Origin of the sequence: Bacteroides sp. 1001302B_160321_D4 (assembly GCF_015667765.1) — a bacterium.
Classification (GTDB): domain Bacteria; phylum Bacteroidota; class Bacteroidia; order Bacteroidales; family Bacteroidaceae; genus Bacteroides; species Bacteroides xylanisolvens.
The window spans coordinates 26,916-53,139 of the sequence record NZ_JADPLO010000015.1 but is presented as its reverse complement, the minus strand read 5'-3'; the positions used below and the strand labels follow the sequence as shown (position 1 = coordinate 53,139).

Annotated in this window: 15 protein-coding genes; 11 read left to right on the top strand and 4 right to left on the bottom strand. The window is 42.6% G+C overall.

Annotation, left to right across the window (positions count from 1 at the left end; genetic code table 11):
• Positions 1-52 precede the first annotated feature (52 nt).
• The 4 genes from KFO40_RS08225 (at position 53) to meaB (ending at position 8,839) form a co-directional block, all read left to right on the top strand.
• Positions 53-505 carry a hypothetical protein gene (locus tag KFO40_RS08225; protein ID WP_049701884.1) on the top strand — a complete coding sequence of 151 codons (453 nt, stop codon included), beginning with the start codon at positions 53-55 and terminating at the stop codon, positions 503-505.
• Positions 506-710: 205 nt separating this feature from the next.
• Complete coding sequence (locus tag KFO40_RS08220) at positions 711-6,443, top strand: alpha-2-macroglobulin family protein (protein WP_211146250.1); 5,733 nt, start codon at positions 711-713, stop codon at positions 6,441-6,443.
• Between the two features lie 225 nt (positions 6,444-6,668).
• Positions 6,669-7,736, top strand: coding sequence for a DUF1573 domain-containing protein (locus KFO40_RS08215; RefSeq protein ID WP_004301426.1), 1,068 nt, complete (start codon positions 6,669-6,671; stop codon positions 7,734-7,736).
• Between the two features lie 11 nt (positions 7,737-7,747).
• A complete protein-coding gene (gene meaB, locus KFO40_RS08210) occupies positions 7,748-8,839 on the top strand; it encodes a methylmalonyl Co-A mutase-associated GTPase MeaB (RefSeq protein ID WP_004320987.1) in 1,092 nt (363 codons plus the stop codon).
• On the opposite strand, the gene KFO40_RS08205 is transcribed toward meaB, so the two are convergent.
• Complete coding sequence (locus KFO40_RS08205; RefSeq protein WP_120144454.1) at positions 8,818-9,750, bottom strand: DMT family transporter; 933 nt, start codon at positions 9,748-9,750, stop codon at positions 8,818-8,820. The genes meaB and KFO40_RS08205 overlap by 22 nt on opposite strands.
• Before the next feature lie 122 nt (positions 9,751-9,872).
• Between KFO40_RS08205 and KFO40_RS08200 the strand changes: the two genes are divergently transcribed.
• The 4 genes from KFO40_RS08200 to KFO40_RS08185 are packed head-to-tail and all read left to right on the top strand — an operon-like array spanning position 9,873 to position 14,096.
• Entirely contained in the window at positions 9,873-10,736 is an 864-nt protein-coding gene (locus tag KFO40_RS08200; protein ID WP_211146249.1) for an AAA family ATPase, read from the top strand.
• Positions 10,737-10,758: 22 nt separating this feature from the next.
• Positions 10,759-11,787 (top strand): DUF4435 domain-containing protein, encoded by a 1,029-nt coding sequence (locus KFO40_RS08195; RefSeq protein ID WP_004312100.1) that lies wholly within the window; start codon positions 10,759-10,761, stop codon positions 11,785-11,787.
• A 37-nt stretch (positions 11,788-11,824) separates the two neighbouring features.
• Entirely contained in the window at positions 11,825-13,165 is a 1,341-nt protein-coding gene (locus KFO40_RS08190; RefSeq protein ID WP_211146248.1) for a mechanosensitive ion channel family protein, read from the top strand.
• A 34-nt stretch (positions 13,166-13,199) separates the two neighbouring features.
• Positions 13,200-14,096: an AraC family transcriptional regulator gene (locus tag KFO40_RS08185; protein WP_004315639.1), complete on the top strand. Its 897-nt coding sequence runs from the start codon at positions 13,200-13,202 to the stop codon at positions 14,094-14,096.
• A gap of 26 nt (positions 14,097-14,122) precedes the next feature.
• Here KFO40_RS08185 and KFO40_RS08180 read toward each other — a convergent pair whose 3' ends face one another.
• Positions 14,123-15,688, bottom strand: coding sequence for an ATP-binding protein (locus KFO40_RS08180; protein ID WP_004315640.1), 1,566 nt, complete (start codon positions 15,686-15,688; stop codon positions 14,123-14,125).
• A gap of 456 nt (positions 15,689-16,144) precedes the next feature.
• Between KFO40_RS08180 and KFO40_RS08175 the strand changes: the two genes are divergently transcribed.
• The 3 genes from KFO40_RS08175 (at position 16,145) to KFO40_RS08165 (ending at position 23,114) form a co-directional block, all read left to right on the top strand.
• Entirely contained in the window at positions 16,145-18,859 is a 2,715-nt protein-coding gene (locus KFO40_RS08175) for a TonB-dependent receptor (RefSeq protein ID WP_211146247.1), read from the top strand.
• A gap of 43 nt (positions 18,860-18,902) precedes the next feature.
• Positions 18,903-20,111: a hypothetical protein gene (locus KFO40_RS08170; RefSeq protein ID WP_009039047.1), complete on the top strand. Its 1,209-nt coding sequence runs from the start codon at positions 18,903-18,905 to the stop codon at positions 20,109-20,111.
• A 192-nt stretch (positions 20,112-20,303) separates the two neighbouring features.
• Entirely contained in the window at positions 20,304-23,114 is a 2,811-nt protein-coding gene (locus KFO40_RS08165; RefSeq protein ID WP_009039048.1) for an ATP-binding protein, read from the top strand.
• Between the two features lie 140 nt (positions 23,115-23,254).
• Here KFO40_RS08165 and KFO40_RS08160 read toward each other — a convergent pair whose 3' ends face one another.
• Positions 23,255-24,694, bottom strand: coding sequence for an NADH-quinone oxidoreductase subunit N (locus KFO40_RS08160; protein ID WP_008020687.1), 1,440 nt, complete (start codon positions 24,692-24,694; stop codon positions 23,255-23,257).
• A 37-nt stretch (positions 24,695-24,731) separates the two neighbouring features.
• The gene (locus KFO40_RS08155) at positions 24,732-26,216 is read right to left on the bottom strand and encodes a NuoM family protein (RefSeq protein WP_128859034.1); all 1,485 of its coding nucleotides are present in this window, start codon (positions 26,214-26,216) and stop codon (positions 24,732-24,734) included.
• Between the last annotated feature and the right edge of the window lie 8 nt (positions 26,217-26,224).

Genomic DNA, 26,224 nt, shown 5'->3' with positions numbered 1-26,224 from the left:
AATAGTCATAAGAAAAAACATCTTTACTCTGCTATTTTACATCTGTTGTCTCATGTCATACGCACAAGAGAATGCAACAGCATATGTGTATCACCCCTTGTCCGAATTTGGTACTGATACACTTCGTTTTCTCAAAACAAACTTTGAACGCAAATCGGGTTATTTTAAAGGAAAACCACTCGGAGAGGTGCTCAAATATTATAAAAAAGATTTGCCGATAAATATCTTCTATTCTAATGATACGAGTCCATATATAGATCCAGAAGGGAAAAGCTATATTAAGAGTTTCACAATAGTCCATTACGAATATCCTTATTATTATGCAGCACTAAAGAATAAAAACATACCTGTTATCTCGTTTGACGTTTACATATCCCAACAACCACGTATTTACGACGGCAAGTTTTGGAGAGATATGCCTGATTGTAAGACAGATGAAGAGGAAGCAGAATATGCAAGCAGCTTCATTGTAGACCATATCAGAGTATTTTACGTAAAAAGATGAACTATCTAACTAAATAACTCACCGGGTGATCGTTTTTTATTTTATTCCAGAGTGAATTTGCTAATAAGCTAATGTTGGATACAGTGCAGAGCTGATATTTTGATAAAAGTTTTTTTTAAGCTAAAAAGTACAAATCTTTAAACTTTATTTCTTTACTTTGTTATTTATAGAGTGAGACTTATAGCGAACTTAAACTAGAAAGATTATGAAAGTAAAGCAGATTTGTATGATGGTGCTACTATGGTTGGGAGTGATTCCGGCGGTGCAGGCACAGACTTTCGACAAATTATGGAAAGAAGTGGAGCAAGCAGAGAAAAAGAGCTTGCCTAAGACAGTGATAAAACTGACTGATGAGATTTATCAGAAAGGGGAAAAAGAGAAAAACTCTCCGCAGATGCTCAAAGCATACGCGTGGCGGATGAAATACCGGGAAATGTTGAATCCGGATAGTCTTTATGCCGGTCTGAAAGGACTGGAACAGTGGGTGAAACAAACCGACCAACCAATGGACCGTGCTATTTTGCATTCTCTGATAGCCGGAATTTATGCAAATTATGCTGCCAACAACCAGTGGCAACTTCGCCAACGGACGGAAATTGTAGGCCAAACGCCTTCTACGGATATACGCGAGTGGACCGCCAATATGTTTGTAGAGAAAGTGCGGACAAATGTGAAAGAAGCCTTGGCTGACTCTGTGTTACTGCTCAAAACTTCTTCACGCGACTATATCCCTTTCGTAGAACTGGGGAAAACGAGTGAATATTATCACCATGACCTCTATCATTTATTGGCTTCCCGTGGCATTGATGCTCTGTTGCAAGTGGAAAAACTAGGTAGCGGGTATACTGAAACGAACGCCGTAAATCCGGTGAAGCAGGATATAATAGCTATTTACGGAAATATGCTTTCTGCTTATAAAGCAGCCGGATTGAAAGAAGGTTATGTGTTGATCGCACTTAACTATTTGGAATGGAGACGGGGAGCGGAACGGTATATCCGACCTCTCCAAGTAAAGGGAGAGGCTTCAGTATTGACGGATGACACTTACCTGAAAGCATTGAATACATTGAAAAGTAAATATGCTTCGGAGCCGATATGTGCTGAAGTGTACCTGGCACAAGCCCGTTATGCTATTGAAAAGCAACAGCAGGTTAATGCATTGCAGCTTTGCGATGAGGCGATTCGTCTTTATCCGGGGTATGACAGAATCAATGCTCTGAAAAATCTTCGGGAAGAGATATTGGCTCCTTATTTGAATGTCTATGCAGCAGATCAGGCTTTCCCGAACGAAGAGATAGAACTAAGAGCCTCACATAAGAATCTGGATGGTTTTACCGTCCGGATTTATCAGGCGAAGAAACTGATAAAAGAACAACATTACTCTGTAATTCGTCCGGAAGATTACCGGACACAGGACACGGTGTTTACGTTCAAAGCTCCCGAACTTGGAGCTTACGTAATGCGTATCATACCGGATATTCGTGCAAAGAGAGACAGTGAAAGCAAGTTTGACGTAACACGTTTCAAGGTGTTGACTTGTCGTCTGCCGGAAAAACAATATCAAGTGGTGACGTTGGACGGACAGACGGGACATCCTATTTCGAATGCGAAAGTTACGATGTATAGTAACGATGAAAAAGTTTTGCAAGAGTTTACGACGGACAAAGATGGTAAGGTGGTATTTCCCTGGAAATCTGAATACCGCTATTTGAAAGCCTCCAAGGGTACGGATACAGCGATGCCGAAGCAAGGTATCTATGCAGGAAGTTACGGATATTACGGTGACGAAGATAAAGTGGCGGAAAATATGACTTTATTGACTGACCGTTCTTTGTATCGTCCCGGACAGACGGTGTATGTGAAAGGAATTGCCTATTCTCAAAAATCAGATACGGCGGATGTGCTTCCGAACAAGGAATATATGGTTACTTTATTGGATGCAAATAATCAGGAAGTAGGGCAGAAGTCGGTACGCACCAATGAGTTCGGCTCGTTTGCCACTGATTTCGCGTTGCCTTCAGCTTGCCTGAACGGAATGTTCTCGTTGAAGGCAGGAAGAGGTCGTACAAGTATCCGCGTGGAAGATTATAAACGTCCGACATTTGACATCACTTTTGAAAAGCAACAGGGAAGTTACAAGTTGGGAGATGAAGTGCAGGTGAAAGGCAAGATAGAATCTTATAGCGGTGTATTGCTTCAGGATCTTCCAGTAAAATATAAGGTGATGCGTTCTACATATAGCCTTTGGCGCTTTGCGGAATCGGTGCAGATTGCTTCCGGTGAAGTGACGGCCAATGAGAACGGAGAATTTACGATACCGGTCCGCCTGCAGGAAAGTGACTCTTATAAGAATGATGATAAAGTATATTATCGCTATTCCATTGAAGCTACTGTTACCAATGTGGCGGGTGAAACACAATCTTCTACGGATGTCATTTCGGCCGGAAATCGTTCGTTGGTTTTGCAGGTGGAATTGCATGATAAGACTTGTAAGGATAAACCATTCGACACGATGTTTAACGTGCAAAACCTGAATGGACAACCTGTGGAAGTGAAAGGAAATTATTACTTATATCCTGCCAAAGACCAGGATTTCAAACAACTGGAAGAGAAACCGGTTTTAACGGGAACTTTTACTTCTAACGAAGAAATAACGCTCGATTGGAAGAATCTTCCTTCGGGCCCTTATGTACTGAAAGCATCGGTGAAAGATAATCAGGGCAAGGAAGTGACTACTGATACTAACACGATTCTTTTCTCCATTGAGGACAAACGTCCGCCTGTTGAAACGACGGTTTGGTTCTATGGAGAAAATATGGAATTTGATGCGACTCATCCGGCTGTATTCTGCTTCGGTACGTCGAAAAAGGATACTTATGTGATGATGAATGTATTCTCCGGTGATAAACTGCTGGAAAGTAAGATGTTGAACTTGTCTGATACGATTGTTCGCTTCGAATATCCATATCAGGAGAGTTATGGTGACGGTGTGTTTGTGAATTTCTGTATGGTAAGAGATGGACAGGTTTATCAGGAACATGCCCGGTTGACCAGACGTGTGCCGGATAAGACATTGACTATGAAGTGGGAAGTGTTCCGCGATAAGTTGCGTCCCGGACAGAAGGAAGAATGGAAACTGACGATTAAAACGCCACAAGGACAAGCCGCTAATGCGGAGATGCTGGCAACGATGTATGATGCTTCACTGGATAAGATATGGAACCGTCAGCAGAATTTCCAAATCTTCTATAGTCAGATTGTTCCGTATTCTAATTGGATGAGCGGATATTCCGGCAATAATTCATTTAATTACTGGTGGAATACGAAAAGCCTTAAAGTGCCGGGATTGGCGTATGATCGTTTTGTGATGCAGCCGGGGTATGGTATCGGAATTGCTTTAGAAGGAAAATTGGCCGGAGTGATGGTGAGAGGATATGGAACGACAAGAAAGATGACGTTGACAGGCAGTGTTTCGGCGATGGATGTTAGTGCACCAAATATGAAATCGGCTATGGCTGCTGATGCCGTGAATAATGTGGAGTTTCAATCGGAATTAGTATCGACGGAAGAAAAAGCGGATGAATCGTCTGACAGCGAAATGCTTCCCGAAGCTCCTGCCGACCTGCGTACAAATCTTGCAGAAACGGCCTTCTTCTACCCGCAACTTCGTACCAATGAACAGGGAGAAATCTCGTTCTCTTTCACGATGCCCGAAAGTCTGACGCGTTGGAACTTCCGTGGATATTCTCATACGAAAGGGATGTTGATGGGAACATTGGACGGTGAAGCTACCACGAGTAAGGAATTTATGCTGACTCCTAATCTTCCCCGCTTTGTACGTGTGGGAGATAAGACTTCTCTTACTGCTTCTATCTCTAATATGACTGGTAAGCCGCAAGCCGGAACAGTAACTCTGATTCTTTTCGATCCGATGACGGAGAAAGTAATCAGTACACAAAAACAGAAATTCAGCCTTGTTGCCGGAAAGACGATTGGCGTGAGCTTCCAGTTTACCGTCAGTGATAAATACGAAATATTGGGATGCCGGATGATAGCCGACAGCGGTACTTTCAGCGATGGGGAACAACAGTTGCTTCCGGTGCTTAGCAATAAGGAGCATTTGGTAGAGACACTTCCAATGCCTGTACGTGGAGAAGAAACCCGTACTTTCTCACTCGACCGCCTGTTCAACCAACAAAGTAAAACGGCAACCGACCGTAAACTGACTGTCGAGTTTACAGGAAATCCGGCCTGGTATGCTATTCAGGCATTGCCTTCTTTGAGTCTTCCTACAAGCAATAATGCGATCTCCTGGGCTACGGCATATTATGCAAATACCTTGGCTTCGTTCATTATGAACAGTCAGCCGAAGATCAAAGCAGTGTTTGAAAGTTGGAAATTGCAGGGAGGTACGAAAGAAACCTTCTTGAGCAATCTGCAAAAGAATCAGGAAGTGAAGAATATTATTCTGTCCGAATCTCCCTGGGTGCTCGAAGCGCAAACGGAAGAGCAACAGAAAGAACGTATCGCCACTTTGTTTGATTTGAATAATATCCGTAGCAATAATATAGCGGCTTTGACCCGATTACAGGAGTTGCAGAACGCAAACGGTGCATGGTCTTGGTATAAAGGAATGACCGGCAGCCGATATATTACTACCTATATCGCCGAACTGAATGCCCGTCTGGCTATGTTGACAGGTGAGAAATTAACAGGTCCAGCTCTCTCCTTGCAACAAAATGCTTTCACTTACCTTCATCAATCAGCTTTAGACGAATATAAGGAAATCTTGAAAGCACAGAAAGAAGGAGTGAAATTTACCGGTGTTTCGGGCAGTATTCTGCAATATTTGTATCTCATCGCTATTTCCGGAGAGCAGGTGCCTGCTGCCAATAAAGCTGCTTATACCTATTATCTTTCTAAAGTAGGAGAACTGCTTACTTCTCCTTCGATGGATACGAAAGCGATTGCTGCTATTGTACTGGATAAAGCCGGACGCAAGAAAGAAGCACAGGAATTTGTCGCTTCTCTGAAAGAATTCCTGACCAAGACGGATGAACAGGGAATGTTCTTTGCTTTCAACGAGAATCCGTATACATGGGGCGGAATGCAGATGCAGGCTCACGTAGATGTGATGGAAGCATTGGAGGCGATAGGCGGTAACAGCGATACCGTGGAAGAAATGAAACTTTGGCTGTTGAAGCAAAAGCAAACACAACAATGGAACTCTCCGGTTGCTACTGCCGATGCGGTATTTGCGTTGCTGATGAAAGGTGTTAATTTGCTCGACAATCAGGGAGATGTACGGATTGTAATTGCTAATGAAGTGCTGGAAACGGTTGCTCCGAGTAAAACAACTGTTCCCGGATTGGGATATATCAAACGTTCTTTCACACAGAAGAGCGTGGTGGATGCCCGTAAGATTGAAGTGGAAAAGAGAAATCCGGGTATCGCCTGGGGAGCTGTATATGCAGAATTTGAATCCCCCATCAGTGATGTGAAACAACAGGGTGGTGAGTTGAATGTAAAGAAACAATTGTATGTGGAACGTATGGTAAATAATGTCCCTCAATTGCAGCCTATAACAGCGAAAACAGTTCTTCAGGTAGGTGATAAAGTCGTTTCCCGTTTGAGCATCCGTGTAGACCGTCCGATGGATTTTGTGCAGTTGAAAGATCAGCGGGGAGCTTGCTTCGAACCGATCGGCAGCATTTCCGGCTATCGTTGGAACAACGGACTGGGCTATTACGTAGACATCAAAGATGCATCGACCAATTTCTTCTTCGATCATTTAGGAAAAGGAGTATATGTATTGGAATATAGTTACCGTGTCAGCCGTGCAGGAACTTACGAAACAGGTCTGGCAACCATGCAATGTGCATACGCACCAGAATATGCTTCACATTCTGCTTCGATGACGGTAGCTGTTAAAGAGTAACGCAGGACATTTGTAAGAGAAATATTCAGGCACGCATTATGCCTATTTTACGGTTCATTAGATAAACTGAAACCATAAAATAGGCGTAATCCGTGCCTGAATCTATTTGATACCTCTTGATGGAGAGAATTATCCTCTTTCGTCAATCTGTGTTAATCTGTGTAATCTGTGGTGAAAAACTCATCTAAAACCCCTACATTTGTGCACCAAAATAAAAAATATCGCATGAAACGTAGTTTACTATCTATATTATCTTTACTTACTGTCGCTTTGGCAGCCGTTGCCCAACCTCGTATCTCTTCAAATAAAGAGACACATAACTTCGGACAAATTGAGTGGAAACGTCCGGTGACAGTGGAATATACCATCACTAACACGGGAAACCAGCCATTGGTACTGACCAACGTCACAACCTCTTGTGCCTGTGCCGTGGCCGACTGGACCAAAGAACCGATTGCCCCGGGAGGAAAAGGAGTAGTAAAAGCTTCTTTTGACGCAAAAGCGTTAGGACATTTTGAGAAGTCGATAGGAATATATAGTAATGCCAGTCCGAGCTTGGTCTATCTGAAGTTTACCGGTGAAGTAGTGCAGGAAATAAAAGATTATACAAAGCTACTTCCTTATACAATTGGAAATATTCGTTTAGATCGTGATGAGTTTGCTTTCCCCGATGTCTATCGCGGACAGCAGCCTTCATTGACCTTTGATATCGCCAATCTTTCTGATCGTCCTTACGAACCGGTATTGATGCATCTGCCTCCTTATTTGAAAATGGAAGCGGAACCCAAAGTCTTGTTGAAAGGCAAGAAAGGAACTATCAAACTGACGCTGGATGCGAGCCAGCTAAAAGATTACGGATTGACACAGACTTCTGTCTACCTTTCCCGTTTCTCCGGTGATAAGGTGAGCGAAGATAATGAAATACCGGTTTCGGCCATTCTTCTTCCCGACTTCTCTCGTATGACGGAAAAAGATTCTTTGAACGCTCCTGCCATGCACATTTCGGAAACGGATATTGATCTTAGTATCCCGTTGATAAAGAAGAATAAGGTAAGCCATGATATATTGATAGCCAATTCCGGAAAGACTCCGTTAGTCATCAGTAAGTTGCAGGTATTCAATTCGTCGGTAGGAGTGAGCCTGAAAAAGACAGTCCTTCCTCCGGATGGAATGACGAAGCTCAAAGTAACTATTCGTAAGCGTGACGTAGGTAATAAGAAGCATCATTTACGTATCCTGATGATAACAAATGATCCGTTACGCCCGAAAGTCGAAATCAATATCAAACGCTAAATCCTATGATTATGGAACATCCTGAAAATAGTGAAGAATATAAGGGGCTTGTTGTCAATAAAGGCATTGAGCAACCCTCATCTGTGAATCCCTACTTAAAGCGGAAACCTAAGAAACGCCAACTTTCAGTAGCAGAGTTTGTAGAAGGTATTGTAAAAGGTGATGTCACCATATTGAGTCAGGCTGTGACATTGGTGGAAAGCGTAAAGCCTGAACATCAGGCTGTCTCACAGGAAATCATTGAGAAGTGTCTGCCATTTTCCGGTAATTCGATACGGATTGGTATCAGCGGCGTTCCCGGTGCGGGAAAGAGTACATCCATAGATGTATTCGGTCTGCACGTGCTCGAAAAGGGGGGTAAACTGGCGGTATTGGCCATCGACCCTAGCAGTGAGCGTAGTAAAGGCAGTATCTTGGGAGATAAAACCCGTATGGAGCAGCTTTCCGTACATCCTAAATCGTTCATCCGCCCTAGCCCGTCAGCCGGTTCTTTGGGAGGAGTGGCACGCAAAACACGTGAGACGATTATTCTTTGTGAAGCTGCCGGATTCGATAAGATTTTTGTGGAGACCGTAGGAGTGGGACAGAGCGAAACGGCTGTTCACTCGATGGTTGATTTCTTCCTGTTGATTCAGTTGTCCGGTACGGGCGATGAACTGCAAGGGATTAAGCGTGGTATTATGGAGATGGCGGATGGTATCGTTATCAATAAGGCCGATGGAGATAATCTGGAACGTGCCAAGTTGGCTGCCACTCAATTCCGTAATGCATTACATCTGTTTCCTGCGCCTGAATCCGGATGGATTCCCAAAGTATTGACTTACTCCGGTTTTTATAACCTGGGAGTGAAGGAGGTCTGGGATATGATTTACGAATACATTGACTTCGTGAAAGAAAACGGCTATTTTGAATATCGCCGCAACGAACAAAGTAAATACTGGATGTATGAAAGCATCAATGAACAACTTCGTGACAGCTTTTATCATAATCCGAAGATTGAAGCGATGCTCTTAGAAAAAGAACAGCAGGTATTGAAAGGCAACCTGACTTCGTTTATAGCTGCAAGAAGTCTGCTCGATACTTATTTTGAGGATTTGAAATGAGGCTTTTCTGCTTTTTCAAGATCAGCTCTCGATTTACTTTGAGTCACAATATATACTCCCAGGAATACAAGTGCGATAGCGATCCCTTTCTCCCAGCCGAAACTTCCGATACCCATCGCGATTGCTGCAATCGTAGCCACGATCGGTTGCATATAATTGTACATACTGACTACCGTAGGACGGAGCAGCCTCTGGGCAGTCATAATGCAGAGATACGCGAGGAAACTACCTCCTAATACGACATAAAGTACCTGTAGAATGGCGACAGTGGAAACAGAAGTCCATTGAATCGTAGAAATATCATAATAGGAGAACGGAATGTAACACATTGAAGCATATATGAACATCCATTTATTAATCGTTACTGCCGAATATCGTTGAGACAATCCTTTGAATACAGTCAGGTATATGGAGAAACTGATTTGTGCAACGAGACAAAGCAAGTCACCAATCAGGCTTCCATTTCCGTTGCTTCCTGCCTGGCTACTCATAATGAGAATGAGCGCTCCCATCGCACCTATAAAAATCCCCAGTACTTTCTTATTGGTAATAGGTTCTTTTAAGTAAATGGCCGCTACAACCATTGTTACAATCGGTAGAGTGGTAGTTACGATAGAAGCATCAATAGGAGAAGTCATAGAAAGTCCGAAGATAAACACTCCTTGATTGAATACTAGCGCAAACAGTGAAGCAAAGAAGATTTTCAGCATATCTTGATGATTCACATGTTCCTGTTTGCAAAACATGGAAAGGATCCAGAAAGCGGCTGCTGCCCCCACCATGCGGAATGTAGTGACAGAAATTGGAGAAAACTCTTGAAGAGCCGACTTACCGATGGGAGACATTAATCCCCACATAACGTTTGCTGTAAGCGCAAACAAATGACCATACAGGTTCTTACTTTTGTCCATGTTGATACTATTTATTTTACCATATCTCTGATATCATTAACAATCAAATAGAGAAAACGGTTGCAAAGGTAGTCTTTTATCGTATGATTTGTTTATATTTGCCTTGATTAAACTTGAATATTATGGAACAACAAGCCAATTATATCCGTCGTATCGAGATACACGGACTATGGGAACGCTTTAATATAGGATGGGATTTGCGTCCCGATGTGAACATCCTCTCCGGCATCAACGGAGTGGGGAAGACTACCATTCTGAACCGTTCGGTGGGATACCTCGAAGGACTTTCCGGTGAAATGAAAAGTGACGAGAAGAACGGAGTGCGTCTCTTTTTCGACAATCCCCAGGCAACCTATATTCCTTATGACGTCATCCGGAGCTACGACCGTCCCCTGATCATGGGTGACTTCACAGCCCGCATGGCCGACAAGAATGTAAAGTCTGAACTGGACTGGCAGCTTTATCTCTTGCAACGCCGTTACCTCGATTATCAGGTCAACATTGGTAATAAGATGATTGAAATGCTTTCCAGCATTGATGAAGAAGAGCGTCGTAAAGCAGCTACATTATCTGTAGCCAAACGTCGTTTTCAGGATATGATTGACGAACTGTTCAGCTATACACGCAAAAAGATAGACAGGAAACGGAACGATATCGCTTTCTATCAGGATGGCGAACTATTATTCCCTTATAAACTGTCGTCCGGTGAAAAGCAAATGCTGGTTATCCTGCTGACCGTACTCGTGCAGGACAACAGCCATTGTGTATTGTTTATGGATGAGCCGGAAGCCTCCCTTCATATAGAATGGCAGCAGAAACTGATTGCTATGATACGTGAACTGAATCCGAATGTGCAGATTATCCTGACTACCCATTCGCCTGCCGTCATTATGGAAGGCTGGCTGGATGCCGTGACAGAAGTAAGCGATATATCTACCACCGTAGGGCACAAGCTCGACAAGGATTCTCCCAACTGTAATTTGTAATTCGTAACCTGTAATAGAACAAATGGCAACTTCACTACGAGATAATCTGACTTCTTCTTATTTCAATGCCGCCCATAAGCTTTATCCGAAGAAAGCCCGCCGACGTATCATCGCTTACGTAGAAAGCTATGACGACATCGCTTTCTGGCGCACATTGCTTGAAGAGTTTGAAGACGACGAACACTATTTCCAAGTGATGCTTCCTTCGGCCACCTCCCTGGCAAAAGGAAAAAAGATGGTACTCATGAACACGCTGAATACAGCCGAATTGGGGAGAAGTCTGATTGCCTGTGTGGACAGTGACTATGATTTCCTGTTGCAGGGAGCTACCAATACCTCCCGTAAAATCAACCGGAGCAGGTATATTTTTCAGACTTATACCTATGCTATTGAAAACTATCATTGTTTTGCCGAAAGCCTTCACGAAGTATGTGTGCAGGCTACGTTGAATGACCGTTCCATTTTAGATTTCAACTTCTACCTGAAGAAGTATTCTGAAATAGTATATCCGCTTTTCCTCTGGAACGTATGGTTTTATCGCCAACGGGATACTTACACCTTCCCTATGTACGATTTCCATACTTATACTTCTTTGCGCGAGATTAATCTCCGGCATCCGGAAAAGAGCTTGGAATCCCTTCAACAACGGGTTAATCAGAAGTTGGCAGAGTTGAAAAGGAAATTTCCCCATAACATCAATCAGGTGAATGGATTGCGGACTGAATTTAAAGAGCTGGGCTTGGTGCCGGAAACTACTTACTTGTATATGCAGGGACACCATGTGATGGATAATGTGGTAATGAAACTACTGATTCCAGTCTGCACCGTATTGCGCCGTGAACGGGAACAGGAAATCAAGCGACTGGCCGAACACAATGAGCAATTCAGAAACGAACTGACTTGTTATCAGAACAGCCAGGTGAACGTAGAAATCATGCTCAAGAAGAATGTAGCCTACAAAAGGCTCTTCCATTATGATTGGCTACGGCAGGATATCAGTGAATATTTGGAAGAAGGAAAGAATAAAGAAGAAAAGAAACAGAGATCATAAATAAAAGAAAAACTAAAAAAGAGAGAGACGATTGCTTATGAAAGAAGTAAAAGAAGTGGTTGATACAGTGAGTGTGGCATTGGCAAACGGGCAACCGGAAGAAGCAGGTAATGTAGTGATGCAAGAGGTGAATCATGCTTTGCTCTCGATGGGAGTGGATGAAGCTATGGCTGATAAGATTGATAACTTTATCATCTTATTGTTTATTATTGGAATAGCATTACTGGCCAATCTGATTTGCCGCAAGATTATTCTGCGTACCGTGGCTAAATTGGTGAGACAGACAAAAGCTACTTGGGATGATATTGTATTTAATGATAAAGTAATGGTGAACATCAGCAGGATGGTGGCGCCTATATTGATTTATATATCTATTCCTATTGCTTTTCCCGAACATGCAGACTCTGCTTTGCTTGATTTTCTTCGAAGACTTTGCATGATTTATATCCTTGCAGTCTTTCTTCGCTTCGTCAGTGCTTTGTTTACGGCTGTGTATCTGGTATATAGCGCGCGTGAACAATATAAAGACAAACCTTTGAAGGGGCTTTTGCAGACAGCGCAAGTCATTCTCTTCTTTATAGGAGCTATCATCATTATCAGTATTCTGATAAAGCAAAGTCCGGTGGTGTTGCTGACCGGATTGGGAGCTTCCGCTGCGGTTCTGATGTTAGTTTTCAAGGACAGTATCATGGGATTTGTCTCCGGCATCCAGCTTTCCGCCAATAATATGCTGAAGGTGGGCGATTGGATCACGATGCCGAAATACGGTGCGGACGGTACGGTGATAGAAGTAACATTGAATACCGTAAAAGTACGTAACTTCGATAATACCATCACCACCATTCCTCCTTACCTATTGATTAGTGATTCTTTCCAAAACTGGCAGGGAATGCAGGAATCCGGCGGACGTCGTGTGAAACGTTCCATCAATATAGACATGACCAGCGTGCATTTCTGTACGCCGGAAATGTTGGCAAAATACCGGAAGATACAAATCTTGAAAGACTATGTGGATGAAACAGAAAAGGTAGTGGAAGAATATAATAAGGAACATCATATCGACAACTCTGTGTTAGTGAATGGACGCCGGCAAACAAACCTGGGAGTTTTCCGTGCCTATCTGACTAACTATCTGAAGAATCTGCCTACCGTCAACCAAGACCTGACCTGCATGGTACGTCAGCTTCAGCCTACCGAAACCGGTATCCCGTTGGAACTTTATTTCTTTTCTGCCAATAAAGCATGGGTTGCCTACGAAGGTATACAGGCAGATGTTTTCGATCATGTGCTTGCCATTATTCCCGAATTCGACTTGCGTGTCTTCCAAAACCCGTCGGGGGCAGACCTGCATCGGATAGGGGTAAAGATAGAAAACTAATCAAACGATAAAACGCTTATAAATTGTAATTACTATGACTACACCGTTATCCAACCAGATTATCCGTGAAATCACTCCTTTGTCAGATAAGGATTGCTTTTACATTGCGGAACGTTATAAAACGGAATTCACTTATCCTATACACAACCACTCCGAGTTTGAATTGAACTTCACCGAAAAGGCTGCCGGAGTAAGGCGGATTGTAGGAGACTCTTCCGAAGTGATAGGTGATTATGATTTGGTATTGATAACAGGAAAAGATTTGGAACACGTCTGGGAACAGAACGACTGCCATTCGAAAGAGATACGGGAGATTACGATTCAGTTTTCTTCCGATCTTTTCTTCAAGAGCTTTATCAATAAGAATCAGTTCGACTCTATCCGCCGGATGCTGGATAAAGCACAAAAAGGGCTTTGTTTCCCGATGTCTGCCATACTCAAAATATATCCGTTGCTGGATACGCTTGCTTCCGAGAAGCAAGGATTTTATGCGGTCATTAAGTTTATGACAATCCTGTATGAACTTTCTCTCTTTGAAGAAGAAGCGCGTACCTTGTCCAGTTCGTCTTTTGCCAAGATAGATATTCATTCGGACAGCCGGCGTGTGCAGAAAGTGCAGGAGTACATCAATACACATTATCAGGAAGAAATACGTCTGGGGCAGTTGGCTGATATGGTTGGGATGACGGATGTGTCATTCAGCCGCTTTTTCAAACTGCGTACAGGCAAGAATCTTTCCGATTATATCATTGATATTCGGTTGGGCTTTGCTTCCCGGTTGCTGGTAGATTCTACGATGTCTATCGCCGAGATTTGTTATGAGTGCGGTTTTAATAACCTTTCCAATTTCAACCGGATCTTCAAGAAGAAAAAGAGTTGTTCGCCTAAAGAGTTTCGTGAGAACTACCGGAAGAAAAAGAAACTGATTTAGCGCATTTTCTTTTATGAACTCGGTGATTAACTCCCGAGTTCTATCTTCCACTCACCAATCGTTCGTGTGGCACTGTCAAAGTTTACACCTACTTTAACTATTTTCCTGTGATCCGCCTGATACGGAATAGCATACCCCTTGCTGTTAATCTGCGCTAATGCTTCTTCGGGTGTACCATTTACTTTAAATTCAAAAACATAGATGGTATCTTGAAGTTTCACAACCGCGTCTGCTCTTCCGATGGCTGTATCCACTTCCACATCTATATACTGTCCCATCAGCCGGAAAAACAGATAAAAGATAGTTTGGTAATGTTTCTCTTCCTTGTTGTTCAGTTTATTCGGGATAGACGCAAAGAAAGATTTCAGTCTTTCCAGACATTCCTCTAAATGACCGATACGCAAGTCTTTAATAAAGGACACTACATAAAATGTATTCTCTCGTGCAGGCAGATGCACATAAGCGGGCATCAGCGATTCGATAAATCCTTTTCTTACTTCTTTGTTGGGATAAGCCAGTGTATACAGTTGGAAATCCGGATCATATCCCTTAATTGTGAGATAACCGCTTTGGTAGAGCACCGGAAGAGGATCGGTGATTCTATTGCTAGGTGCATCAAACTGTTCGGCGGTGGCGGTCGTGTTATCCAGTTCCCGGATATCAAAATCGCTTTCTTGCAGAATATCTATCAGGAAAGTGGGAGTACCGGTCGAAAACCAAAAATTCTCATAACTCTTTTGCGCAAATGCATTGAATAAACTAAATGGGTTATAAATGTCTACACAATTCTTACTGAAATGATAACCGTCATATTGTTGTTTCAAATGTACACAGGCTTCCTCGTATGTTTCCTTGTTGGCTTGGGCCATTTGTTCAATATCAATTTGCAATTGCGTGCGCAGTTCTTGTTCGGTGATGCCGCAGATAGCACTGTAATCATCCCTCATGCTGATATTCTGCAAGTTATTCAACTCGCTGAAGATACTCATTTGGCTGAATTTGCTGATACCTGTCAATAATAAGAAACGAAGATACTGTCCCTGGGCTTTCAGTGGACTAAAGAAATCCCGCATGATATTACGTATTTCCTTTTGAACTTCATCATTATGATTGCTGTCCAGCATTGGTGAGTCATACTCATCTATTAATACCACCACCTGTTTACCCGTCTGTTTGTAAGCACGACGAATAATTCCTTCAAAACGTAAACTGAAAGTCGTTTCTCCTTCTTCCCGTTGATAAATTTTCTCCCATAAAAGCAATTGGCGGTTAATAACGGCTGACAGCATATCAGCGGTTATATATTTACTCACACTAAAATCAAAGTGTAATACCGGATAAACCGTCCAATCCTTTTCCAGAGTCTCCATAGCCAAGCCCTGAAACAGTTCTTTTTTTCCCAGGAAATAAGCCTCTAGTGTAGAAACCAGCAAACTTTTCCCAAAGCGTCGGGGACGACTTAGAAAATAGACTTTATTTGTATGAGTCAAACGATAAATCAATTCCGTTTTATCAACATAGACACAATCATTATTGCGTAAATCTTCAAAGTTCTGTATTCCTATCGGATATCTTCTGAAATTCTCTTCCATGACGCATATTTGTTTTTAGCGTGAAACATACACAAAGATAATGATATTTAGTTTCAAGTCAATTATGCCTGTTCTTTTTTTAAGAAAGTCCAACGTTGGATATATACTTAGTGGGAAAGGAGCTATCGGTGTTTCTTTGCGTAATGCATTGAAAAGCGATGAAACATATCTTTGACGACAAGCGGGTAGAAATACACTATCAGCCAGAATTTTCACCTTCTCACAACTATCAGACGATTAATTTTATGCATAATGAGAGATAAAAGAGTGAAGTTCTGGTCTTAAATTTGCTTATAAACAGGTTAAAGTTATAGCGTAACTGATTGATAATACGTTTGTAACATCTTGTCATCATCTTGCAATGACTCTTTCAATAGATTGTATTTATTTCGTCTTATAGTTGTAATGCTCACCCTCTATCTTTGCCGACGTAATTAAAACGTAGAGCAAAGTTAGATGAAAAAACTATTTCTTATCCGATTTTCAGTGGTAGCCTTCTTTTGCCTGTTGTGTGTACTTCCTGCATTGGCTGCTAATATCAAGATTAAAGGAGCTGTGAAAGACAAACTATCCAAGGAACCTTTGATAGGAGCTACGATACGTTTGCTCGGAACTCAAGCCGGAGCAGTGACCGATATGGAGGGCAATTTCGAATTGAACAGTATGGGCATTCTGGAAGGTATGTATGATATTGAGATTAAATATGTAGGCTACAAAACAGAAGTGCGCCATAAAGTGCGTGTGGAGAATGGAAAACAGGTGATACTGAATCTGGAGTTGGAAACCGATGCACAGGAACTTGCCGATGTGGTGGTTGTAGCTAAGAAGAATAGGGAAAATGAGAATATGCTGTTGCTCGAACAGCAAAAAGCAGTCATTGCCGTACAATCTGTTGGTGTCAGGGAGCTTTCCCGCAAGGGTGTTTCGGATGCAGAAGGTGCTGTGACGAAAGTTGCCGGAGTGTCTAAACAAGACGGAGTGAAAAATGTCTTTGTCCGTGGATTGGGAGACCGGTACAATGCAACTACTTTTAATGGATTTGCTCTTCCTTCCGAAGACCCGGAATATAAGAATATCTCTCTTGATTTCTTCGGTACGGACATTATTCAGTCCGTAGGCGTAAATAAAGCATTCAACGCGGGAGGCAGCAGCGATGTCGGAGGGGCAACCATTGATATCGTATCCAAAGAACTCATTGGTAGCGGTAATCTGGGATTCGGCATTTCCGGTGGCTTGAATACACAAACGGTAGCAGCCGATTTTCTGAAACAGGATGGAGTGAACTTCATGGGCTTTGCTAATCGCACCGAACCTGCCGATGAAAACTCATGGAACTTCAGAAATAAGTTAGACCCTTCCGCTCAACATTTGCAAATCAACCGGAGTTACAGTATTTCCGGAGGTAAACGATTCTATGTCGGAAAAGACAAAAATCCACTTTCTTTCTTCCTGACTGCCGGACATACGACGGACTATCAGTATACGGATGAAATCATACGTAATACAACTACCGGCGGTACGGTCTACAAAGATATGAATGGAAAGAAGTATGCGGAGAATATCAGTCAGCTGGCACTTGCCAATGTGGATTTCGATATGCAGAATCGTCATCACATCAGTTATAATTTGATGATGATTCATGCCAATACCCAGTCGGTGGGCGATTACAACGGTAAGAACTCGATTTTTAGTGACGACTATGAAAACCTCGGATTCACCCGTCGCCAACAAACGAATGATAATATGCTGATCGTTAATCAACTGATGACTAACTGGGGATTGACCAAATCATTAAGTCTCGATGCAGGTGCTTCCTATAATATGGTGAAAGGGTATGAACCGGATCGTCGTATCAATAACCTGACTAAAGCGGAAGACGGCTATACGTTGCTAAGGGGCAACTCACAACAGCGCTATTTCTCAACTTTAGATGAAGACGACTTGAATGTAAAAGCAGGCTTGGTCTATCGTCTGAAAGATAATATAGACGAAATTTCGAATATCCGTTTCGGATATACAGGCCGATTCGTAGATGATAACTTCAAAGCTACGGAGTATAACCTGACCGTAGGACATGTTTCTACCATCCCTTCTTTGGACGACTTCTCGCTTGACGATTATTATAATCAGGAAAACTTTGCTTCCGACTGGTTCAAGATACAAAAGAACTTAGATGAATATACCGTGAAAAAGAATATCCATTCCGCTTATGCCGAGGCTACCTACCAGTTTACTCCCCGTTGGATTGTGAATCTGGGAATGAAATACGACAAGGTAGATATTGAAGTGGATTACAATGTGAATCGTGGAGGTTCTAAAGGAAACAATACCATCCAAAAAGATTATTTCCTGCCCAGCTTGAATCTCAAATACAATCTGAATGATAAAAACTCGCTTCGTCTGGGAGCTAGTAAAACATATACGCTTCCGCAGGCAAAGGAAATATCTCCTTACCGTTATGTCGGCGTGAACTTCAACAGTCAGGGGAATCCCAATCTGAAACCTTCGGATCATTATAACCTTGATCTGAAGTGGGACTTTAATCCCACTCCGACCGAGTTGATTTCTCTCACAGCTTTCTATAAATTGATTAAGAATCCGATATCCCGCATCGAAGTGGCAAGTGCCGGAGGTTATCTTTCTTATGAGAATATAGCGGATAAGGCAACCGTGGCAGGAGTGGAGATAGAAATACGTAAGAATCTGTTTGTCCGTCCGGTGAGTAATGCTGCGCACGGAATGAATAAACTCTCTTTGGGATTGAATGGCTCTTATATCTACACGAATGCAAAAATGCCTTTGGCAACGGTTACCACTGGCTCGCAACTGGAAGGAGCTGCACCGTGGATTGTCAATTTCGATCTCTCGCATAACTTCACGAAAGGAGAACGCAGTTTTGTCAATACATTGGTACTTAATTATGTGAGTGATAAGATATATACCATTGGCACGCAGGGTTATCAGGATGTGATGGAGCAGGGAGTACTGATACTGGATTTTGTGTCCCAAGCCAAACTGAACAAGCATCTTTCCCTTAACCTGAAAGCCCGCAACCTGCTGAATCCCTCTTATAAGTTAAGCCGCAAAGCGAACGAAAACGGGGAAAAGGTGATACTGAATGATTATAAGAAAGGAATAAATATAAGCCTGGGAGTGTCGTGTACATTCTAAGCCGGGTGATGAAATAAGATTATTAACTAATAATGAAAGCAAAATGAAAAGATTGTTTGTGAACTTTATGACGTTTGCCGTTATGGCAACAGCACTTACATTGACTGCATGTAGCAGTGATAGTGACGGGGACGGTGATGGTAACGGAGATGGTGGAAACAACGGTGGGACCGGTAGTTCTATTGTTGTGGGCGAAAATATCCTGTCCGGCACGCTGACCGGAGAACAGACACTGGAAGCTAAGGAATATATTCTGAACGGAACGGTAGTCATTGAAAATGGAGGCCGTCTGAATATCCCTGCCGGAACAACGATTAAGGCTCGCGAAGGTTTCAGCAGTTATCTGCTGGTAGCACAGGGCGGTAAACTTTATGCTGACGGTACAGCTGATAAACCGATTGTTTTCACTGCCAATTCAACAACCCCTACATCCGGCTATTGGGGAGGAATCATTATCAATGGTAAAGCTCCGATTTCCGGTTCGAACGCCAATAAGAGTGATACAGGTCTGACGGAAATCGACAACAACTATAAATACGGTGGTAATGTCGATAATGACAATTCCGGTTCACTGACTTATGTGAAAATCTGCTATGCCGGTGCCCGCTCTACTGCCGATATCGAGCACAACGGATTGACACTGAACGGTGTTGGAAACGGTACCAAGATCGAGAATATCTACATTCTTGAGAGTGCGGATGATGCCGTCGAATTCTTTGGCGGTACGGTGAATGTAACCAACCTATTGGCTGTGAACCCGGATGATGACATGTTCGACTTCACTCAAGGATATTCCGGTAAATTGAAAAACTGCTATGGTGTTTGGGAAAGCGGTTATACCAGTACGGAAGCAGATCCGCGCGGCATTGAAGCAGATGGTAACTTGGATGGCATTTATCCGGATCATTTACGTCAGTCGGACTTTGTGGTTGAAAATATGACAATCGTAAATAATGCTGCCAATACAACGGATAATGTAGACCGTATGCAAGATGTGATTAAAATCCGTCGTGGAGCAAAAGCTACGATCACCAATGCCCTTGTCAAAGGTTCAGGCGGTACAATCGATTTGATTGATATGAATGACAATAAAGGTACAGGAAATGCTGCTTCCAGCATCAGCATCACCCATACATTGAACTTTAAGAATAAGCTGAACGGTACATTGAATACATTTACCGAGCCAACTACGAATACAGGTGCAGATGCATCCCTGTTCACTTGGAGCGGATATAATTTCTCTTCCTTATAAATAAGATATAGAGTAGCAAAGTGTATCTTTTTTAATAGGAGGTATGGGAGAATTTGTAACAAACAGATTCTCCCATATTCTATTTATTTGTTTTCGTAATCTTCTTTTAGCTTTTTTATTTGCTCCTTTATGGTATCAGTGATTACCTTTTTCGTATATTTGTCAACCTATTATTTTACAACGATACAAAATATGCAAACAGACAACGAGCGATACAAAAAAATGGCTTCTCTTGCACAAATCGGATGGTGGGAAGTAGATTTAACGGCAGGATGTTATTTATGTTCCGATTATCTTTCTGATCTTTTGGGATTGGACGGCGACACCATCTCTACTTCGGATTTTCTAAACCTGATACGTGAAGATTATCGCAAGCAGATTGCTCAGGAGTTCCGGGCAAATTCTTCTATCCATAAGGACTTTTACGAACAAACTTTCCCGATTCATTCAAAATATGGTGAGGTTTGGCTGCATACCCGTCTGGCTTTTCGTGAGAAGGGTACGGGTGTTGATGGAGGTGATAAGTCCTTCGGAATAATCCAGCGCGTTGAGGCTCCCAAGGAGGAAGATCAAAGGGATGCATTAAGGCGTGTGAATGATTTGCTTTGTCGTCAGAATTTTGTTTCGCAATCGTTGCTTCGTTTCCTACGTGATGAGGCAGTAGAATCTTGTATCGCAGATATTTTAAGAGATATTCTGAATCTTTATAATGGAAAAGGTCGTGTTTATATTTTTGAATACGATGAAATTTATGCCCATCATAGTTGTATCTACGAAGTTGTTTCTGAAGGAGTATCGGCAGAGATAGACAATCTGCAGGACATGCCTGCCAGTGAGTCAAAATGGTGGAGTGAACAGATATTATCGGGCAAGCCGATTATTTTAAATACACTGGAGCAGTTATTAGAAGAGGCTCCTGATGAATATCAGATTCTTGTAGTTCAGGGAATCAAATCGTTAATGGTGACTCCTTTGATGACAGGCGACCGCGTTTGGGGATATATGGGGATTGATTTGGTTGAGACCTACCATGACTGGAGTAATGAAGATTTTCAATGGTTCTCCTCATTGGGAAATATTATAAATATCTGTATCGAGTTGCGTAAAACTAAGGACAAGGTAATCCGTGAACAGACTTTCCTAAATAATCTGTTTCATTTTATGCCGATGGGATATATACGTATGTCCATTATCCGTGACGAGAATAATAAACCTTGCGATTATCGGGTGACGGATGCGAATGAGGTCAGTTCAACCTTTTTCGGGCTTCCTTTGGAGTCGTATATTGGTTCTTTGGCATCTGAAAAGCATCCTGACTATCTCCAAAAACTTAATTTTCTGGAAGAGATACTGGATAGTAATTCTTATAGGGAGAAAGATGAATATTTTCCAAGAACGGAACGGTATACGCATTGGGTTATTTATTCTCCCGGAAAAGATGAAATAGTCGGTTTGTTCCTCGATTCTACAGGATCGGTACAAGCTAACCGGGCATTGGACCGTAGCGAGAAGCTCTTTCAGAACATATTTGCTAATATTCCGGCAGGAGTAGAGATCTACGATAAGGATGGCTATTTGATAGACCTGAATAATAAGGATTTGGAGATATTCGGTGTAGTGAATAAGTCGGATGTGATCGGAGTTAACTTCTTTGATAATCCGAATGTGCCGCAGAACATACGTGATCGTGTACGGAATGAAGATTTAGTAGATTTCAGACTTAATTATTCTTTTGAGCAAGCAGGAGGATATTATGAGACAAGCCGTTCTAATGTGATAGAACTATATTCGAAGGTTAGTAAACTATATGATAATGAGGGCAACTTCAGCGGATATATTTTAATAAGCATTGACAATACGGAGCGTATTGATGCAATGAACCGTATTCGTGATTTTGAGAATTTCTTCTTGATGATATCCGATTATGCAAAAGTAGGATATGCTAAATTGAATCTCTTGAACCGCAAAGGTTATGCTATAAAACAGTGGTATAAGAATTTAGGTGAGGAGGAAGATATTCCTTTGAGTGAGGTGGTAGCAGTTTATAGCCAAATGCATCCCGAAGACCGTAAGCGTTTCCTTGATTTTTATGATGGAGTCAGAGACGGAAAAAGGAGGCATTTCCAAGGGGAGATGCGTATTCGTCGTCCCGGAACGAAGAACGAATGGAATTGGGTCAGCAGTAATGTGATGGTCACCAATTATAAACCGGAAGAAAATGAAATAGAAATCATCGGTATCAATTATGACATTACAGAATTGAAGGAGACTGAAGCCGAATTGATTCAGGCACGTGATAAAGCAGAGATGATGGATCGTTTGAAAAGTGCTTTCCTTGCCAATATGAGTCATGAAATCCGTACGCCGCTGAATGCCATTGTCGGTTTCTCCGATTTGCTGGTAGAAACTGAAGAGCTGGCAGAACGTCAGGAGTATATTAAGATTGTACGTGAGAATAATGAACTTTTGTTGCAATTAATTTCAGATATACTCGATTTGTCAAAGATTGAAGCGGGTACATTTGAGTTTACTAACGGAGATGTAGATGTAAATCTGTTATGTGAGGATATTGTCCGCTCTATGGGGATGAAAGCGAAAGAAGAGGTGGAACTGGTGTTTGATGATCATCTTCCGGTTTGTCATGTCATTAGTGACCGTAACCGTATACATCAGGTGATCTCTAACTTTGTTAACAATGCAATGAAGTTTACCTCTGAAGGTAGTATTCATGTGGGATATAAACTAAAAGATGGCGAATTGGAATTCTATGTTGAAGATACAGGCATCGGTATTGAAAAAGAGCAGTTGCCACATATCTTTGAGCGTTTTGTGAAGCTTAATTCTTTTGTACACGGTACAGGATTGGGACTTTCTATCTGTCAGAGCATCGTTGAACAATTAGGTGGGCGGATTGGCGTTGATTCTGAAAAAGGAAAAGGATCAAGGTTTTGGTTTACTATTCCCGGAGTGATCGTGACGGAAGAGATGAACTGTGCCCGGTAGAGTGGTAATAAGGCAGGTGAATATCTTCCTTCCTCATTAATAAAAGCGGCTTTTATATAGAAGAAACGGTCTTGGTTTTGATGTCGATTGATACTGACATGAAACCAAGACCGTTTCTTTGGTGAAAAGGTGTAGTCCGTTTAAATTCCGAACGACAGTTTATCGATAGATTGATATACGATACTTGCAATACCCAGTCCGATGATACCCAATGTGCAAAGTGCTAGTCCCCATTTTGTGCAACGATCGCTGCGGAAAGTAGGAATCGGGTTGTCGGAAGGAGTGATGTACATTGCTTTTACAATCAATAGATAGTAATACAACGAAATCACTGTATTTACCAATGCGATGAATACCAGCAAGTGGAAACCTGCATCGAAAGCAGCCATGAAGATAAAAAACTTAGAGAAGAATCCGGCAAACGGAGGGATGCCTGCCAATGAGAACAGAGACAGAGTCATCAAAAGAGCGATTTTGGGATTCGTTTTATAAAGTCCTGCGTAATCTTCGAGCGTGAATTTCTGACTGCGTAATGCCACGATAGTGATAACGGCAAATACTCCGAGGTTGGCGGCAGCATACACTAATACATAATATACCAATGCTGTCATGCCTTGTGCTGTGCCTCCGATAACGCCTAACATAATATATCCCGCTTGCGAAATACTGGAGAACGCCATCAAACGTTTCAGGTTTTGCTGACGGACAGCAAATATATTGGCAATAGTGATAGAAGCGATGGTTACCCAATAAAGTACTTCCTGCCAGTCATTAATCATTGGAGCGAATACTTTGATAAGGACGGCCAATAATACAAATGCAGCCGATCCTTTTGATATAACACTCAAATAAGCGGTAACTGTACTCGGAGCGCCTTCGTAAACGTCTGCTGTCCATAAGTGGAACGGAACCAGTGACAACTTGAATGCCATTCCTGTGAAGAAGAATATAAATGCCATGATCTGTAACGGATTTCCGTCGATATGGGCAGGGAGGTCATCGAAATAAAGAGTCCCGGCAGAACCATAGATCATGGACAGACCAAATAACAGCAATGCACTGGAGAAAAGAGCTGTCAGAATGTATTTGGCACCTGCTTCGGCAGAGTTGTGACGGTATTTATCGAAGGCAATCAATGCTGCCATCGGAATAGAAGCTGTTTCGAGCCCGATGAAGAACATCAGGAAATGGCCGGCGGAAATCATGAGATACATACCAAACAAGGTAGAGAGTGTAAGCACATAGAATTCTCCTTGTTTGAATGAAGTGTCTTCTCTTTTCATCCACTCGTGTGCCATCAGGAAAACAATCAGTGTACCGACGTTCAGGATCGATTTAACAACTGTGTGCATCGGTACATAGTGATACATACCACCGAATGCATCGGCAGCAGTTCCCGGAATCAGGTTGATAGCCGTATGGATAGCCATCAGAATAACGGGCAACATGGTGTTCAGGCGTGCTTTCCCACTATTTTTGTGTGCATCCGGACTCATGAAGAGGTCAGCTAGAAATAGCAGCAGTAAGACAGCTATGAGCGACAGCTCTTCTCGCATATTTAGAAATTGTGAATAATCCATCTTGTTTATTTATGAATTAAGAATTATGATTTATGAGTTAGGGGATTAGTTGTGAGACAACCGGTAATACGCTTTCACCAATCATGTGGCTAACCCAGAAAGGAGCCATACCTAGTCCGGCAACGCAAACGATGAGGCAGATAACGGCTACACGTTCGTCCCACGTTGCGTCGGTCAGTTCGAGGTGATGTTTGTTGGTGCAGGTTCCGTACAGGATCTTACCTACCAGGCGCAGGATGTAGACTGCGGTAATCACAATCGAAGAGCAGGCGATGATGGTCAGTGTACGGTGAAATACGTCGTTGTTCTGGAAAGAGCCGACGAAGATGGTCATTTCAGCAATGAAACCGCTTAATCCCGGCAGACCGAGGTTGGCAAGACCGGCAATCACATAACATACACTAAGGAACGGCATAATTTTCATTAAACCGGCAAGTTCGCGAACGTCACGTGTGTGTGTACGTCCATATATCATACCGATCAGAGCAAAGAACAAGGCTGTCATCAATCCGTGCGAAAGCATCTGAAGGATTGCTCCTGTTGCTGCTGTCTGGTTTAGCATCAGAATGGCGAAAAGAACCAGTCCGCAGTGTGATACGGATGAATAAGCATTGATATATTTCAAGTCGGTCTGTACACAAGCGGAGAAGGCTCCGTAAACGACAGAGATACCTGTCAGTATCAGGAATATCCAGGAAAGTTCGTTGGCTGCTTCCGGCATCAGATACATGGCGATACGGAAACATCCGTAACCTCCCAGTTTCATCAATACTCCGGCATGAAGCATGGATACGGCAGTCGGGGCGGAAGCGTGACCGTCAGGGCTCCATGTGTGGAACGGGAAAAGGGCGCCCAATACACCGAAGCCGAGGAAAGTCAGCGGGAACCAGATGCATTGCTGTGCAAAAGGTATGTTGTGCAACTGTGCAATTTCGAGGAGGTTCATGGTGGTTGCTCCCGAACCGAAATAGATTCCGAGAATACCGATCAATAGGAAAGCGGAACCGCCCATCAACATAAGAGTCAGTTTCATGGCTGCATATTCTTTACGTCCTGATCCCCATACACCAATCAGCAAGTACATCGGTATCAACGCAATTTCGTAGAACATGAACATGGTGAACAAATCGACGGATATAAAGAATCCGAATACTCCCATAGACAACAGGGTGAACCAGAGGAAATATTCTTTCGTCAGCGGTTGCAGGCGCCAGGAAGCGAATGTACCGGTGAATACGATGACAGCAGACAATAACAACATGGCTACCGAAATTCCGTCAACACCTACTGAATAGGATATGTGAAGCGGGGCATACCAAAGCATATCTGCACGGAAAAGCATTTCTGCCGTGTTTCCGGCGCTACGCTCTCCCAGATACAGGAATGTAAGTACGACGGAGGCAATCAGAAGTGCCGATGCGCCAGTAACCATAACCCCCCGGATGGCTTTGATTCCTCGTGCTGCCCAAAGTCCGGCCAGCATCAATAAGGGGATAAGTACGAATATGGATAAGAAATTCATCTTTATGA

Bases quoted from the DNA above. Each gene is read 5' to 3' on its own strand.
- KFO40_RS08160 (WP_008020687.1), bottom strand. From the start codon at position 24,694: ATGGATTATTCACAATTTCTAAATATGCGAGAAGAGCTGTCGCTCATA.
- KFO40_RS08225 (WP_049701884.1), top strand. From the start codon at position 53: ATGTCATACGCACAAGAGAATGCAACAGCATATGTGTATCACCCCTTG.
- KFO40_RS08175 (WP_211146247.1), top strand. From the start codon at position 16,145: ATGAAAAAACTATTTCTTATCCGATTTTCAGTGGTAGCCTTCTTTTGC.
- KFO40_RS08205 (WP_120144454.1), bottom strand. From the start codon at position 9,750: ATGGACAAAAGTAAGAACCTGTATGGTCATTTGTTTGCGCTTACAGCA.
- KFO40_RS08200 (WP_211146249.1), top strand. From the start codon at position 9,873: ATGGAACAACAAGCCAATTATATCCGTCGTATCGAGATACACGGACTA.
- KFO40_RS08220 (WP_211146250.1), top strand. From the start codon at position 711: ATGAAAGTAAAGCAGATTTGTATGATGGTGCTACTATGGTTGGGAGTG.
- meaB (WP_004320987.1), top strand. From the start codon at position 7,748: ATGGAACATCCTGAAAATAGTGAAGAATATAAGGGGCTTGTTGTCAAT.
- KFO40_RS08215 (WP_004301426.1), top strand. From the start codon at position 6,669: ATGAAACGTAGTTTACTATCTATATTATCTTTACTTACTGTCGCTTTG.
- KFO40_RS08170 (WP_009039047.1), top strand. From the start codon at position 18,903: ATGAAAAGATTGTTTGTGAACTTTATGACGTTTGCCGTTATGGCAACA.
- KFO40_RS08185 (WP_004315639.1), top strand. From the start codon at position 13,200: ATGACTACACCGTTATCCAACCAGATTATCCGTGAAATCACTCCTTTG.
- KFO40_RS08195 (WP_004312100.1), top strand. From the start codon at position 10,759: ATGGCAACTTCACTACGAGATAATCTGACTTCTTCTTATTTCAATGCC.
- KFO40_RS08190 (WP_211146248.1), top strand. From the start codon at position 11,825: ATGAAAGAAGTAAAAGAAGTGGTTGATACAGTGAGTGTGGCATTGGCA.
- KFO40_RS08180 (WP_004315640.1), bottom strand. From the start codon at position 15,688: ATGGAAGAGAATTTCAGAAGATATCCGATAGGAATACAGAACTTTGAA.
- KFO40_RS08155 (WP_128859034.1), bottom strand. From the start codon at position 26,216: ATGAATTTCTTATCCATATTCGTACTTATCCCCTTATTGATGCTGGCC.
- KFO40_RS08165 (WP_009039048.1), top strand. From the start codon at position 20,304: ATGCAAACAGACAACGAGCGATACAAAAAAATGGCTTCTCTTGCACAA.